Source organism: Enterobacter sp. JBIWA005, from assembly GCF_019968805.1.
GTDB classification, from domain to species: domain Bacteria; phylum Pseudomonadota; class Gammaproteobacteria; order Enterobacterales; family Enterobacteriaceae; genus Enterobacter; species Enterobacter vonholyi.
The window spans coordinates 1,159,454-1,175,002 of the sequence record NZ_CP074159.1; the positions used below are offsets into that span (position 1 = coordinate 1,159,454).

Consider the following 15,549-nt stretch of genomic DNA (forward strand, 5'->3'; position numbering starts at 1 on the left):
TATTGGCTTCAGAGATTCTGAGGATGTTTAACCCTGGTTTAAAGAAATAAAAAGCCCCATAACCAAAAATGGGGCTTTGAGAGTCATGGATTATTACATAGCGGTGTTAATGCCATATCCGCCAGGGAAATAGACTATTTCAGTAATGGTTCTGCCGAAGTAGGTATCGCCAGGATAAAAGACCATGCCATTTTCCCAAACACCATTACCCTCGGGAGTGCCGTTTGGTTTAATTGAATTATAGCTGGTGCTATTATCCATATTATTTCCATTCCAGCTGTTATTGTCATTAATAAAGCCGGAGTTGTCGATGGAAGTATTGTTACTATCAGGGGTGATTACATTATTGTCCGGATTGTCAGTGCCAGTCTGATTAATTACTCCTGTGTTATTTACGAAACCAGTGGTTCGGACATACTTGCCAGTGATGATTCCACCCTTTTCGTTATTTATACCATTGTAAGTGTTTAACTGAACATCCTCGGCACTGGTTATGTTACCGCTATTCGTCAAAGTGTTGCTGGTGATATTGATACCATTTTCTGCCGACAGCGTTCCTCCGTTGATAAGATTGATCCGTTCCATCTGAGCATTAAGTTTATTGCCAGCGCTGATAACACCTGTGTTATAGACTGAAGATGGATAGTAGCCGTAGCCGCCGGAAATGAACATGTTGATATCATTCGCAGAGCGGATTTCACCATCGTTTTGAAGGTTATTCATTAGGTTAAGTGTGGTGTCACCTCCTGCCTGGAGCTGGCTGCCCGCTTCTGTAGTCACAGCTGAGGCATTGATTGTAATGTTACGATCCGACTTAATGTCTCCGCTGCGCAGATTATTCAGATTATTAAGGTTTAAATTGATGTCGTTTTTACTTAAAATGGAACCACTGTTATTGAGATCGGACAGCTGAAGATCCATCTGATCGGCAGTCAATGTACCGCTATTTTCCAGTGCGCTGCTGTTCATCTGCATTGCAAGATGACCTTTTGCAGTAATATTACCGCTATTGGTCACTGGACCAGCGTAATTATTCCAGCCATTCGAACCAATGTTCAAAGCCAGGTCTTGGCCAGCAGCGATAGTCCCTGCATTCTGGAACGTACCGGTAACGGTCATATCAATATTACGACCTGCCTGAAGTGTGCTGTTGAGGTCAGAGTTATAGGCCCTTGCATACATGAAAATATCATTGTCAGCGGTGATGGCACCCGAGCTATTATCCAGTGCGCCATTTACGGAAAGTGAACCTTCACTATGGATAGTCCCATTATGGTTAGAAAGCAGATCGTCGCCACTCAACTGCAGTTGGCTGTCGTGACCAAAGGACTGAATAATGCCGTTATTGTTATTGAGTACATTGGCGCTGATCGTATTCCAGCCATTACCGGCTGAGATCAGTCCATTTTCGTTGTTTAGCGCGCGGGTAGTTACGTTCATTGACGCGTTACTGGCGAGCTGGCCAGATGTATTATCGATATTGGTGGTATCTAGGCTAAGAGCACCCTTCGCCACAATCTTGCCCTGAGTATTGTTTATGCCACGGGCGTCCGAATTACTATAGGCATAAGACGCGCGTTGAACCAACAGTTCGCCATTACTGAGTATTTCCCCCTGCGCATTATCCAGTGAATCAGCCATCACAAAGGTGCTGGCATTTCCCTGTACTGAGCCAGCTGTGTTGAGAGTAGTTTTACCCGCCAGGTTAACCATGTCCGCTTTGATAAGGCCATGGCTGTTATCAACCATTTCATCTGCTGTGATGGAGACCACGCCGTCGGAGGTAATTTGACCGTTACGGTTTACTACGCTGGTACCCTTGATCATTGCTGCGTTTCCAGCATTCACATGGCCGCCATTGTTTTCGACGTTACCATTAACGTCAATCGAAAGCGTGTCGTTTGCAGTAAGATCGGTATGGTCAAGACGAACGCCGACACCGGTATCCGTACCTTCCATAAAGATTTTATTGGCATACATTGAGCCCAGCGCAGATACATCTAGTGCTAATTCGGGAGCTTTGCTGTCATCATATCTTTTCTGAACACGACCCTTTTTATCAATACGGTTGTTACCCGTGATAATATTCAGCTCATTGGCCTGCAGCTTCGCGTTAACTTTGACTGACCGGGAGATAATATCTGTATATTGAACCGCGCGGGTATCCATACCTTTTCCGGTAATGTTAACCTCGCCTTTGCTAATATCCAGTCCTGTTACATTACCGTTTGCATCAAAATTGGCGGTACCGGTGGTTAAGGTCGCGTGATTCGTATTAATAAAACCGCATCCATCACAGGTAATCCCGGATGGGTTAGCAATAATAACCTGAGCAGATTTTCCAGCGACTTCAATCATGCCATTTAACTGGCTTGGGTCGGAAGAGCGTACTTCATTTAGAATGACTTTTGCACTACCGCTTGCCATATTTGTATTGCCATCAATCATACCTGCTAGCTGAGTGTTAGACGCCGCGCCACTGTTATTAAGAATAACACCGTGAGTTTCAACGTTAAATTCAGAGTAAACGTTATGAGAGACGCCTTCTGCGCTGGCTTTATTAATATCAACAATCGTTGTACCGTTTGAATTAGTGTGGATGCCGGGTTGTTCCGTATTTCCTGCAACAACGGCAGCGTGAACAGGCATGATCATGCCCAGAGCTAACATAGTAGCGAAACAGGTCGGCGCGAGTTTGGCGTGCAAAACCTGACGTGTGAGGTGGGTGCTTACTGCACATTTATTTTTCATATCTCTATCCTTGTATTCCTTGAAATAATAACGCCCATCGTGTGTTAAAATGGGTTTTAAATGGAATCATGCGAAATCAAAAATCCTTTAAAAGACTTGTAATTGTTTATTTCAATATGTCTTTTTATTACGGTGTGCCTTTAGTGATAAAACTAAATTGATTTGTTTGAATTTTGCGCAATGGATTCGTGGTGTTTATGAAACTAAAGGGGAGTATTGATATGCATTAATAAAAAAAGGCTTACGGAAAGAATATAATATAAAAAATATATGATGGATTTTATGAATAAGTATTTCTATGCTGTTACAAATTGCTGGGGGTATTTGTGAACTTTATCGAAGGAAGAATCATAACCCAAAGAAAGCGTCACTGAAAACAGGCACGCCGGAACCCGACGTGCCAGAAGGGATCAGCACTCGGTCACAATCGTGCTCAGAGGCAGGCGAGATTTCGGCAGCGTGGCGTTGAAATCTTCCACGCTGTGATGCCCAACCGGCACCACCACCAGGCTGGTGAAGCCCTTCTCTTTCAGGCCAAACTCTTCGTCGAGGATCGCGGCGTCGAAACCTTCAATCGGTACTGCGTCCAGGCCCAGCGCAGCAACGCCCAGCAGGAAGTTGCCGACGTTCAGGTAAACCTGCTTCGCCATCCACTGGTCGTCATCTTTCAGATCCACGCGATGCATGTCGGCAAAGTAGGTACGGCCCTTATGGTTCGCGGCTTTGGCTTCAGGGGTGTTGAAGCGACCGTCGGCTTCTTCCTGATCGACAACGCGCTCCAGCCATGCATCGTCCATCGCGGTTTTCGCGCAGAACACCACCACGTGAGAAGCATCCAGCATTTTGCGTTCGTTAAACACATAGGTGCCCGCAGCGGATTTCGCCACGCGCGCTTTTCCTTCCTCGGTGCTGGCCACGATGAAGTGCCACGGCTGGGAGTTGGTGCTTGACGGGCTGTACTGCAGCAGGGTTTTGATTTTTTCCGCTTCTTCAGCGGTCAGTTTTTTGCTTGCGTCGAACGCCTTGGTGGAGTGGCGTTTCAGCGCAACAGAAATGATATCCATAACAACTCCTGATGATGAAATTCGCCCGCGTGCGGGCGCGAAAGGTGAGCAGATTACAGCGGGACGCGGAAAAAGATAAGGGCAATTCGAGCGCTTAATCTGTTCGTCTCAGACGAACAATCAGACCGGCCGGATCCACTTCTGGTCTTTTTTCGGCAGTTTATCCACCACCAGATGCCAGGAATCATTAATGAGATCGGTAACCAGTTCCGGCGTCACGTCGTCAGTGCCGTAAAGGGAAATCCAGTGCTTTTTGTTGAGGTGATAGCCCGGTTCAACGCCGTGATAAATCTGCTGATTTAACAGCGATTTTTCCGGGTCTGACTTCAGGCTGACGTGCGGCCGCCCGTGTGCGACGGCCACAATCATGAAAATTTTTCCACCCACTTTAAACACGTCAAATTCCGGCCCAAACGGCCAGCAGTGTTCGGTGAACGGCAGCTCCAGAGCCACGCGTTTTGCGTGCTCCTGCAACGTTTTACTGTCCATCGCTCTCTTCCTGGGCAAGCCCGCGCCACATCACCTCAAAGCCGAGCGCTTTAAACTCAACGGCGCGGGACGGATCGCGGGTGGCAAATTCCATCGTGGATTCGGCCAGCGATAAGAAAAGCGCATCGCCAAACGTTTTAAATTCATCAGACATAAACACCTGACGCACCGAGCGGCGGCAGAGTTCATGCAGCTCCGGGAACATCTCTTTCACCGCCTGTTCCGTTTCGGTGCTCAGCTTTTCACTGACGCCAATCTGGCGGATCGCCGCATGCGCAACGGGGTTACGAATACCCCAGTCCACATAGCTGTTCCAGATATTGCGGGTATGTTCTTTAGGCAGCGTGATGGTGCGATCGAGGTTCGCGAGCATGGTCTGGCAGAGATCTTGCTTCAGGTGCAGATAGAGGGCATTCAGCAGATCGTCTTTCGTAGCAAAGTAGCGGAACAGGGTGCCTTCGGCGACGCCCGCCTTACGGGCAATAAGCGCCGTTGAGGCGGCAATACCTGACTGTGCAAACGCCACCGTTGCGGCTTCCAGTAAGGCCTGTTTTTTATCTTCACTCTTCGGACGTGCCACTAAATTTTTCCTCCTGTCAATTATAAAAACCCTGATTGAAACACGTGCTTTGACACGCTGCAACGCGGAATGTCAAAGATCGAAAACGTCTTGACGACTTTATCATCATATCTATAATGAGTGCTTACTCACTCATAATCAAGTTTACCCTGCGCACGCTATCGGATGGGGCGCGTTTTCGGGTCAGGATATGAAAAAACCTCTCTTCATCTGCGTGGTGTTAATCATGATTATTGCTTCAGCCGCGAGTTTACCGTTTGTTCTGAATGCCGGATTCGGCCAGCCGCCGCAGGGTGAACGGCTCACTGAAGTGGAGGCCTCCCCACAGTATCGCGAGGGGAAATTCCACAACACGCTGCCGACGCCGGGTTATAACGGTGACAAAAATATGCTGGTCGCGATGTGGGAGTTTCTGACCAAAAAAACCGAAAACGCCCGCCCGACCCGGCCGCTGCCGCTGGTGAAAACCGATCTTGCGAGCCTGCCGCTGGAGCAGAACACCCTTGTGTGGCTCGGTCACTCTTCGTGGTATCTGCAGCTCGCGGGTAAACGCATCCTGATTGACCCGGTGCTTGGCAACTATGCCGCGCCGTTCTCGTTCCTCAATAAGGCCTTTGCCGGCGAGTATCCGTGGCGCGCTGAAAGCATGCCGGAGATCGACCTGCTGATTATCTCGCACGATCACTACGATCATCTGGATTACGCCACTATCAAGGCACTACTGCCGAAGGTGAAACGCGTAGTGACGCCGCTGGGCGTGGGGTCCCACCTGCGTTACTGGGGCATGAAGCCCGAGATTATTGACGAGCGCGACTGGAACCAGTCGGTAAGCATCAGCGATGAATTGACGGTGCACGTTCTGCCAGCGCGTCACTTCTCCGGTCGCGGCATCAAACGCGATCGCACATTGTGGGGCAGCTTCATGTTCGTTACGCCAGAGCAGAATGTTTACTACAGCGGGGATTCCGGTTACGGCCCGCACTTCAAGGCCATCGGTGAACAGTTTGGCGAAGTGGACGTCGCCATCATGGAGAACGGCCAGTACGACCAGGACTGGAAGTACATCCACATGCTGCCGGAGGAAACGGCGCAGGCCTCGGCGGACCTGAACGCGAAAGCCGTGGTGCCGGGGCATAACGGACGCTTCGTGCTGGCGAAACACGCCTGGAACGATCCGCTGATCCAGCTGACAAAAGCCAGCAAAGATAAAAATTATCGGTTGCTGACGCCGGAACTGGGCGAGCCCGTCCGGGTAAGCGACAGCGCACAAACCTTTCGTGCGTGGTGGGAATAATGTTTAAGCGAGAAGCAGAGGGGGACAGCAGTATGACCATTTCCGCTCAAGTCATCGACACTATCGTCGAATGGATCGACGACAATCTGCACCAGCCATTACGAATTGAAGAGATAGCCCGCCACGCGGGTTACTCGAAATGGCACCTGCAGCGGCTATTTATGCAGTACAAAGGGGAGAGTCTGGGGCGTTATATCCGTGAACGTAAGCTGCTGCTGGCGGCGCGCGATCTGCGTGAATCCGACGCCCGGGTGTACGACATCTGCCTGCGTTACGGATTTGACTCGCAGCAGACGTTTACCCGTATCTTCACCCGTACGTTCAACCAGCCACCTGGAGCGTACCGTAAAGAGAACCATAGCCAGACACATTAACCTTTCGCGTGTAGGCCGGGTAAGGCGAAGCCGCCACCCGGCTTTTTTATTGGCTCAGGATGCCAGGGAAAACCAGCGTCGCCAGACGAAACGCAGCACGAAGAATTCAATCGCCCCGAGCAGTAAAAACCACACGCAGAACAGAATGGTGTAAAGCTGGTTCAGATCGACCATGTGAAAGGTCTGAACCAGCTTCTGCGCCAGCACCAGCCCAAGCGAAGGCGCCGGGAGCAGCAGGCACGAAAGCAGGGCCAGTAATAAAATGCCGCCTGCGGTGAGCAGCGATTCTAGCGGGTGTTTCATCGTAATGTTAATCGTCAGTTAAAAATGTCATTGTCCGGCATTCTGTAACGTAAAGCAATATCAGCCCCGCTGACCTTTTTGAATAAAACAAAGACATTATTACTGCGCACAAATAACAACATACGACCCGGCGTTTATATTAATATCGCGTTATGTAAATAAACGTCCGCATCAGGAAAATAATTTTACAAATGTATAGGTGCTATAACCAATTAACGTGGCAATAACAATGGCTGCGATAACGTATAACACCAGTCTGCGCCCGCGATAAATACCCCACATGGTTCCCCCTCGTTTAGTTTTGGTTTAGAAATATTTTGTAAAAATCAGATCATCGAAATAGTTTTAATCAGTTTTGAATAACCGAGAAGTCATTATATTGCGGTGGATCAATTTTACCCGCAAGACTTTAAAATGAATTTATTTAAGCCCGAAAGGAATTCAGGCTTCTGTTCTCCGGAAATTGAAGGAAAAATACGATGACTGAAAAAAAATTGACTCCTAACGTGCCGCCTTCCGGCGGGCTGGCATACCAGCAGACCGTAGAGCAGGCGCTTGCACATGCGCAGAGCCAGGCAAGCGGTCTGAACCGTGCAGAGGCGCAGGCGCGTCTGCAAAAAACAGGGCCGAACGCGCTGCCGGAGAAAAAAGGCAAACCCGCCTGGCTGCGTTTCTTAGCCCATTTTAATGATGTGCTGATTTATGTTCTGCTGGCCGCCGCCGTATTAACGGCAGTAATGGGCCACTGGGTTGATACGCTGGTTATTTTGGGCGTCGCGGTAATCAATGCCCTAATTGGTCATATTCAGGAAAGCAACGCGGAAAAATCCCTGAAGAGTATTCGTAATATGCTCGCCAGCGAGGCGCGCGTTATTCGTAACGGCAACCACGAAACAATCCCCACAACTGAAATAGTCCCGGGCGATATTATTTTATTACGCGCGGGGGATCGTATTCCGGCGGATATGCGTTTAATCGAAGCGCATAATTTACGCGTGGAAGAGGCGATTCTGACCGGTGAATCGACCGTGGTGGATAAACACGTTAATCCACTGAGCGGGGAATTACCGCTGGGCGATCGCACCAACATGGTCTTCTCCGGGACGACCGTCAGCGCGGGCGGCGGTATCGGTGTGGTCACCGCGACCGGTAAGGATACGGAACTCGGCCACATCAACCAGATGATGGCGGGTATCGAAAAGCACCGTACGCCGCTGCTGGTGCAGATGGACAAGCTGGGTAAAGCGATCTTCGTGATTATTCTGGCGATGATGGCCGCGCTGTTTGTCTTCAGCCTGGCGTTCCGCGAGATCCCGATGGGCGAGCTCCTGCTCTCTCTGATTAGCCTGGCGGTTGCCTCCGTACCGGAAGGTTTGCCGGCAATCATCTCCATCATCCTTTCGCTGGGCGTGCAGGCGATGGCGCGCAAGCGGGCGATTATCCGCAAGCTGCCGACGGTTGAAACGCTCGGCGCGATGACCGTGGTCTGCTCGGATAAAACCGGCACCCTTACCATGAACGAGATGACGGTTAAAGCCATCATCACCGCCGACGCCTGCTACCGCGTGGACGGCAACAGCTACGAGCCGGTAGGCAACATCTATCTGGAAGGTAGTGACGAGCCGGTCCACATCCAGCCGGGCACCGTGCTGGAGCAGTATCTGCGTACCATCGACCTGTGTAACGACAGCCAGCTGATTCAGGACGAGCGAGGCCTGTGGGGCATCACCGGTGGGCCGACCGAGGGCGCGCTGAAGGTGCTGGCGGCGAAGGCCAGCCTTGAGCCGGTAATGACCACGCTGGTTAACAAGATCCCGTTCGACTCGCAGTACAAGTACATGAGCACCCACTACCAGATTGGCAGCGAGGAGCAGATCCTGATCACCGGCGCGCCGGACGTGATTTTTGCCCTGTGTTCGCAGCAGCAGACCCGTCACGGTACGGAAGCCTTCAACCGCACGTACTGGGAAAGTGAGATGGAGCGCTATGCGCGTCAGGGGCTGCGCATGGTCGCCGCGGCGTTCAAGCCAGCGAACGGCGAGCAGGAACTGACGCACGACGACCTTAGCCACGGCCTGATCTTCCTCGGCATCGCCGGGATGATGGATCCGCCGCGTCCGGAAGCGATTGATGCGATTAACGCCTGCCAGCAGGCGGGGATCCGCGTGAAGATGATCACCGGGGATCACCCGCAGACGGCGATGAGCATCGGCCAGATGCTGGGGATCGCCAACAGCGAGCAGGCGGTCACCGGCTACGAGCTGGAGAAGATGGACGACGCCGCGCTGGCGGAGGCGGCGGTGCAGTATGACATCTTCGCTCGTACCAGCCCGGAGCATAAGCTGCGCCTGGTGAAAGCGCTGCAGGACAAAGGCGAAATCGTTGGCATGACCGGCGACGGCGTAAACGACGCCCCGGCGCTGCGTCAGGCGGACGTGGGCATCGCGATGGGCATCAAGGGCACGGAAGTGACCAAAGAGGCGGCGGATATGGTCCTTACGGACGATAACTTCGCCACCATCGCCAGCGCGGTGAAAGAGGGGCGTCGTGTATACGACAACCTGAAGAAGACCATTCTGTTCATCATGCCGACCAACCTGGCGCAGGGGCTGCTGATTGTGATTGCGCTGCTGGCGGGGAACATTATTCCGCTGACGCCGGTGCTGATTCTGTGGATGAACATGGCCACCTCCGCCACGCTCTCCTTCGGCCTGGCCTTCGAAGCTGCCGAGCGCAACATTATGCGCCGCCCGCCGCGCCAGACCGGGCAGCACGTAATGGACGCCTACGCCGTGTGGCGCGTGGCTTTCGTCGGCACCATGATTGCCATCGCCGCCTTTGCGCTGGAAGCCTGGCTCGCCCCGCGCGGCCACAGCGCGGAGTTCATCCGCACCGTGCTGCTGCAGATGCTGGTCTGCGCCCAGTGGGTGTACATGATTAACTGCCGCAACACCGAAGGGTTCTCCCTCAACCGTGGCCTGCTGGCGAACAAAGGGATCTGGCTGGTGACGGGCGTGCTGTTCCTGCTCCAGGCGGCGATTATCTACCTGCCGTTTATGCAGATGCTGTTCGGTACCGAAGCCCTGCCGCTGCGCTACTGGTTTGTGACACTGGTCGTTGCAGGCGTGATGTTCTTCGTCGTCGAAATCGAGAAGCGACTGACCCGCAGGTTCCGTAAGGCTGCATAACTAAAACTTTACCTCTCACCCTAACCCTCTCCCCACAGGGGAGAGGGGACAGTCTGGTACTTTCCCTTGGGCTCGGTTTTCTCCCTCGCCCCTCTGGGGAGAGGGCCGGGGTGAGGGGAGACAACGCTGAGGTACTCCCATGAAACTTCCACTCCTGTTCGCACTTCTTGTCAGTACCCTGCAACCCGTCTTCGCCGCCGCGATCCCCGTTCGCGTCGCCACCGTGGAGCAGACCGCCCACGCCGCCGAGCGCCAGATCCCGGGCCGCATCGAAGCCATCCACACCGTTGAGCTGCGCGCGCGTACGGAAGGTATGATTACCAAAATTAACTTCCGCGACGGGCAGTACGTGAAAAAAGGCGACGTGCTGTTTGAGCTGGACGACGCCGAGCCGCGCGCAGCCCTGCGCCTGGCGCAGGCCGAAGTGAAAAGCGCCGAAGCCACGCTGCGCCAGGCGCAGCAGCAGCTTTCCCGCTTTGAAAGCCTGGGCAGCAGCAACGCCATCAGCCGTCACGACGTGGACAACGCCCGCATGCAGCGCGACGTCGCCAGTGCCGCTCTCGAGCAGGCGAAGGCCCGGCTCGAAGCCCGCAACGTCACCCTGAGCTACACCCGAATCACCTCGCCAATTGACGGCCGCGTGGGCCACAGCAGCTTCCACGTGGGTAGCCTGGTCAACCCAGCGAGCGGCGTTTTGGTGGAGGTGGTGCAGCTTGACCCGATCCGCATCGCCTTTGCGCTGGAAGAGGGGGCATTTTCCACCAAAGCCGGACAGCATGCGGATATCAACGCCATGAAGCGTGCCTGGCAGGCGCTGATCGACAGCAATGGCCAGCGCGTCAGCGGCGAGCTGACGTCAGTGGATAACCGCATTGACCCGCGTACCGCCAGCGTGATGCTGCGCGCCGAGTTTGCCAACCCGCGCCATCAGCTCCTGCCCGGCGGCAATGTGAACGTGTTTTTGCGTCCGGCAAGCGAGCAGCCGGTGCTGACCCTGCCTGCCGCAGCGGTGCAGCAGAACGGCGACGGGTTCTTTGCCTGGGTGGTTAATGCCGACGGAAAAGCCGAAATGCGCCCGCTGAAGGTCGCCGGACAGATCGGCCAGCAGTTCCGGATTTTATCCGGCGTGAAGTCCGGTGAGCGAGCGATTACTGACGGTGCGCAGCGCGTGCAGCCCGGCGCTGCCGTCCAGATACTGAATTAAGGAGCCATCATGCTGACGTTTTTCATCAAACGCCCGCGCTTCGCGATGGTGATTGCGCTGGTCATCACCCTGCTGGGGGCCATTGCGCTGAGGATTATTCCGGTGGAGCAGTACCCGCAGATCGCGCCGCCGGTGGTGAACGTCTCTGCCAGCTGGCCGGGCGCCAGCTCGGCTGACGTGGCGGAGGCCATCGCCACGCCGCTGGAGACGCAGCTGAACGGCGTGGATCATATGCTCTACATGGAGTCCACCAGTTCGGACGAAGGCACTTACAGCCTGAACATTACCTTTGCGGCGGGCACCGATCCGGATCTCGCCGCCATCGACGTGCAAAACCGCGTGGCGCAGGCCGTGGCGCAGCTCCCAACCGAGGCGCAGCAAAATGGCGTGCAGGTGCGCAAGCGCGCCACCAACCTGATGATGGGGGTAAGTCTTTACTCACCGAACAATACCCACACGCCGCTGTTCGTCAGCAACTACGCCAGCACCCAGGTGCGCGAGGCGCTGTCGCGTCTGCCCGGCGTGGGGCAGGTGCAGATGTTCGGCGCACGCGACTACAGCATGCGCATCTGGCTGCGTCCGGACCGCATGAACGCCCTGAACGTCACCACCGACGACGTGGCGCAGGCGCTGCGTGAGCAGAACGTGCAGGGCGCGGCCGGTCAGGTGGGCACGCCGCCGGTGTTTAACGGCCAGCAGCAGACCCTGACCATCAACGGGCTGGGGCGCTTAAGCCAGGCCGACGACTTTGCCGACATCATCATCCGCGCGGGGGAGATGGGGCAGCTGGTGCGCCTGAAGGACGTCGCCACCATCGAGCTCGGCTCGCGCAGCTACAGCTCCGGCGCGCAGCTGAACGGGCACGATTCCGCCTACCTCGGCATCTACCCGACGCCGTCCGCCAACGCCCTGCGCGTGGCCGACGCGGTGCGCGCGGAGCTGGAGCGCCTCTCGACGCGCTTCCCGGACGACCTGGTCTACGAGGTGAAGTTCGACACCACCTCCTTTGTTGCCGCGACCATTAAGGAGATCGGCGTCTCGCTGGCGCTGACGATGCTGGCGGTGGTGGTGATCGTTTCCCTGTTCCTGCAGAGCTGGCGCGCGACGCTGATTGTCGCCCTCGCCATTCCGGTGTCGCTGGTGGGCACCTTTGCGGTGCTCTATACGCTCGGCTACTCCGCCAACACGCTCAGCCTGTTTGCCATCATTCTGGCGGTGACCATGGTGGTGGATGACGCCATCGTGGTGGTGGAGAGCGTAGAAACGCTGATGGCGGAAGGACAGAGCCGCACGGCGGCAACCGCGCTGGCGCTGCGCCAGATTGCCGGGCCGGTCATCGCGACGACGCTGGTGCTGCTGGCGGTATTTGTGCCGGTGGCGCTGCTGCCGGGGATTGTCGGCGAGCTGTACCGCCAGTTCGCGGTTACGCTCTCCACCGCCGTGACGCTCTCAAGCCTGGTAGCGCTGACCCTGACGCCCGCCCTGTGCGCGATGCTGCTGCGTCCGCGCCCGGAGAAACCGGCGGCCGTTTATCGCGCCTTTAACCGCGGGCTGGACGCCACGCGAGGTTTCTACACCCGCATCGTGAATGTCTTAAACCTGCGTCCGTGGCTGGCGCTGCTGGCCACCGCAGGCGCGGCGGCAGTCGTGCTGTTCAGCTTTACGTCGATGCCAAAAGGCTTCCTGCCGCAGGAGGACCAGGGCTACTTCTTCGCCAGCGTCCAGCTGCCGGAAGCGGCCTCGCTGGAGCGGACCGAAGCGGTGATGACCACCGCGCGGGAGCTTATCGCCAAACATCCGGCGGTGGAGGACGTGATTCAGGTCTCCGGGTTTAACATCCTCAACGGCACCAGCGCCTCCAACGGCGGGTTTATCTCCATCATGCTGAAGGACTGGAGCGCGCGTCCGCCGCTGGAAGAGGTGATGGGCACCCTGCAGCGCCAGCTGCTGGCCCTGCCGGAAGCCACCATCATGACCTTCGCGCCGCCGACGCTGCCGGGGCTGGGCAACGCCTCCGGCTTTGACCTGCGCATCCAGGCTCAGGCGGGGCAGAGCCCGGCGGAACTGGAGCGCGTGACGCGTGAGGTGCTGGCGAAAGCCAACCAGCACCCGCAGCTGACCCGCGTGTTCACCACCTGGAGCAGCAACGTGCCGCAGCTGACGCTGACCGTTGACCGCGAGCGTGCCGCCCGCCTCGACGTGCCGGTGTCACGTATCTTCAGCAGCCTGCAAACCGCCTTTGGCGGCACGCGCGCCGGGGATTTCAGCATCAACAACCGCGTCTACCACGTGGTGATGCAGAACGAGATGCAGTGGCGCGAGCGCGCCGAACAAATCAGCGAGCTGTTCGTGCGCAGCAACAGCGGCGAGCGGGTGCGCCTGAGCAACCTCGTCACCATCACGCCGACCGTCGGCGCGCCGTTCCTGCAGCAGTACAACCAGTTCCCGTCCGTTTCGGTGAGCGGCTCTGCAGCAACTGGGGTGAGCAGCAGCACCGCGATGGCGGTGATGGGCGATATTCTGGCAGAGAGCCTGCCGGCCGGATACGACTACGCCTGGAGCGGCATGTCGTATCAGGAGCAGCAGACAGGCAATCAGGCGATCTGGATTGTGCTGGCGGCGGTGGTGATGGCGTGGCTGTTCCTCGTGGCACAGTACGAGAGCTGGACGCTCCCGGCGAGCGTGATGCTCTCGGTGCTGTTCGCCCTCGGCGGGGCGCTGGTCTGGCTGTGGATGGCCGGATACGCCAACGACGTGTACGTGCAGATTGGTCTGGTATTGCTGATCGCGTTAGCGGCCAAAAACGCGATTCTTATCGTAGAGTTCGCCCGCGCGCGGCGTATGGACGGAATGGCGATTGTTGATGCCGCGCGGGAAGGGGCCTCGCGCCGCTTCCGCGCGGTGATGATGACCGCCGTATCGTTCATCATCGGCGTTCTGCCCATGATGCTGGCGACCGGGGCGGGTGCCCAGAGCCGCCGCATCATCGGCACCACGGTGTTCAGCGGCATGCTGGTGGCGACCGTGGTGGGGATCCTGTTTATCCCGGCGCTGTTCGTGCTGTTCCAGCGCCTGCGCGAGTGGGGCCACGGCCTTACGGACTCGTCGCCCACAGCTCGCAGTGTTTCTGCACCAGAGAAATAAGCGAGCCGCCGTCGGCGATAAAGTCCCGCATGCGCTGCGCCTCGCTCTTGCCCTGCTTTAACAGCAGGGCAATTTCATTGATTGCGCTTGTGGCACCGAGCTTATCGGCCGACGGCGCCACCTGCTCCAGCAGCCAGGCGATGTCTTCCGCCACGGTTTTTTGCTCACCGGTATGCACGTCCGTCAGGATGCCTTCCAGCCCGTAGCGACACGCCTGAAAACGGTTAAAACGGTAGAGCAGAAAATCCCGTTCCTGATGCTTATACGGCCGCGTGGTCAGCAGCCAGTGCGACGTGGCCTGAATCAACCCGGCGATGTTAATCGCGTGGCCGAGCGTCAGCGGCGTATCCATTACCCGCACCTCCACGGTGCCAAAATGCGGGCTGGGGCGAATATCCCAGTGCAGATCCTTGATGCTGTCGATCATGCTGGTGGAGCTCAGGCCGCGGAACAGCCCTTCAAACTCCTGCCAGCTGTTTACCCACGGCATCTGTCCGTTATCCGGGAACCCGGAGAAGATATTGAGCCGCGACGAGGAGAACTTCGTGTCGGTGCCTTGCATGTACGGCGAGGCGGCCGCCAGGGCAATAAAGTGCGGCACGAATCGCTACAGGCCGTGCAGGAGGTAAATGGCGTCATCCCCGGTCCGGCAGCCGACGTGAACGTGCTGACCGAACACCGTCGCCTGCAAAATCAGATAGCCAAAGCGCTCCAGCGTGACGTTATAGCGCTCGTCGTCGCACACCTCCTGGCGCTGCCATTTCTGGAACGGATGCGTCCCGCCGCCGCAGATCTGGATATGCTGCTCCGCCGCCGCGCGCAGGATGCTCTGCTGCATCACCGAAAACTGCGCCGCTGCCTGGTCGATGGTCTGACACACGCCGGTGGCGATTTCGAGCATGCTTTCGGTGATATCGTGTTTGACTTCACCGCCTTTGATGTCGTCTTTGACGGCGGCGATGAGCGCGGAGGAGTCCTGGCTGAGATCGTACCCCGGCGGGTTAACCACCTGCAGTTCGAGCTCGATGCCAAGGGTGAACGGTTCAGAGGATTTGAAATCGGGTAAAGGCATGGCGCACTCCGTTGTCTGTGAATGTTGAGTATAGACAACGGGTGTGGCGCGCTCGTCTCAGGGTGGTATAACTGATAGCAGGCTTA

Annotated in this window: 10 protein-coding genes and 1 pseudogene; 5 read left to right on the forward strand and 6 right to left on the reverse strand. The window is 56.2% G+C overall.

Annotated elements, in window-relative coordinates:
- Positions 1–93: 93 nt before the first annotated feature.
- The 4 genes from KGP22_RS05460 to KGP22_RS05475 all read right to left on the reverse strand — a co-directional run bounded on the left by KGP22_RS05460 (position 94) and on the right by KGP22_RS05475 (position 4,884).
- A complete protein-coding gene (locus KGP22_RS05460) occupies positions 94–2,751 on the reverse strand; it encodes a filamentous hemagglutinin N-terminal domain-containing protein (RefSeq protein WP_223581499.1) in 2,658 nt (885 codons plus the stop codon).
- Between the two features lie 410 nt (positions 2,752–3,161).
- Positions 3,162–3,815: an oxygen-insensitive NAD(P)H nitroreductase gene (gene nfsB / locus KGP22_RS05465; RefSeq protein WP_021241586.1), complete on the reverse strand. Its 654-nt coding sequence runs from the start codon at positions 3,813–3,815 to the stop codon at positions 3,162–3,164.
- Positions 3,816–3,935: 120 nt separating this feature from the next.
- On the reverse strand, positions 3,936–4,304 hold the full coding sequence (locus KGP22_RS05470) for an MmcQ/YjbR family DNA-binding protein (protein ID WP_223581501.1): 369 nt from the start codon (positions 4,302–4,304) through the stop codon (positions 3,936–3,938).
- Positions 4,294–4,884 (reverse strand): TetR/AcrR family transcriptional regulator, encoded by a 591-nt coding sequence (locus KGP22_RS05475; protein ID WP_133293937.1) that lies wholly within the window; start codon positions 4,882–4,884, stop codon positions 4,294–4,296. Before KGP22_RS05475 ends, KGP22_RS05470 begins: the two co-directional genes overlap by 11 nt.
- Before the next feature lie 190 nt (positions 4,885–5,074).
- Here KGP22_RS05475 and KGP22_RS05480 point away from each other — a divergent pair, with 190 nt between their 5' ends.
- Together KGP22_RS05480 and KGP22_RS05485 are read left to right on the forward strand one after the other, a co-directional pair.
- Positions 5,075–6,178, forward strand: a complete 1,104-nt coding sequence (locus KGP22_RS05480) for an MBL fold metallo-hydrolase (protein WP_223581503.1) — start codon at positions 5,075–5,077, stop codon at positions 6,176–6,178.
- A gap of 32 nt (positions 6,179–6,210) precedes the next feature.
- Positions 6,211–6,552 carry a RamA family antibiotic efflux transcriptional regulator gene (locus tag KGP22_RS05485; protein ID WP_010428317.1) on the forward strand — a complete coding sequence of 114 codons (342 nt, stop codon included), beginning with the start codon at positions 6,211–6,213 and terminating at the stop codon, positions 6,550–6,552.
- Positions 6,553–6,606: 54 nt separating this feature from the next.
- Here the strand turns inward: KGP22_RS05485 and KGP22_RS05490 are convergent, their stop codons facing one another.
- Complete coding sequence (locus tag KGP22_RS05490) at positions 6,607–6,855, reverse strand: DUF1158 domain-containing protein (RefSeq protein WP_013097677.1); 249 nt, start codon at positions 6,853–6,855, stop codon at positions 6,607–6,609.
- Between the two features lie 479 nt (positions 6,856–7,334).
- Between KGP22_RS05490 and KGP22_RS05495 the strand changes: the two genes are divergently transcribed.
- The 3 genes from KGP22_RS05495 (at position 7,335) to KGP22_RS05505 (ending at position 14,391) form a co-directional block, all read left to right on the forward strand.
- Complete coding sequence (locus tag KGP22_RS05495; RefSeq protein WP_223581505.1) at positions 7,335–10,043, forward strand: cation-transporting P-type ATPase; 2,709 nt, start codon at positions 7,335–7,337, stop codon at positions 10,041–10,043.
- Positions 10,044–10,182: 139 nt separating this feature from the next.
- On the forward strand, positions 10,183–11,247 hold the full coding sequence (locus KGP22_RS05500; RefSeq protein ID WP_223581507.1) for an efflux RND transporter periplasmic adaptor subunit: 1,065 nt from the start codon (positions 10,183–10,185) through the stop codon (positions 11,245–11,247).
- A 9-nt stretch (positions 11,248–11,256) separates the two neighbouring features.
- Positions 11,257–14,391, forward strand: coding sequence for an efflux RND transporter permease subunit (locus KGP22_RS05505; RefSeq protein ID WP_223581509.1), 3,135 nt, complete (start codon positions 11,257–11,259; stop codon positions 14,389–14,391).
- Here the strand turns inward: KGP22_RS05505 and KGP22_RS05510 are convergent.
- Positions 14,342–15,463: pseudogene (locus KGP22_RS05510) on the reverse strand (YbdK family carboxylate-amine ligase). The gene KGP22_RS05505 and the pseudogene KGP22_RS05510 overlap by 50 nt on opposite strands.
- Positions 15,464–15,549 lie beyond the last annotated feature (86 nt).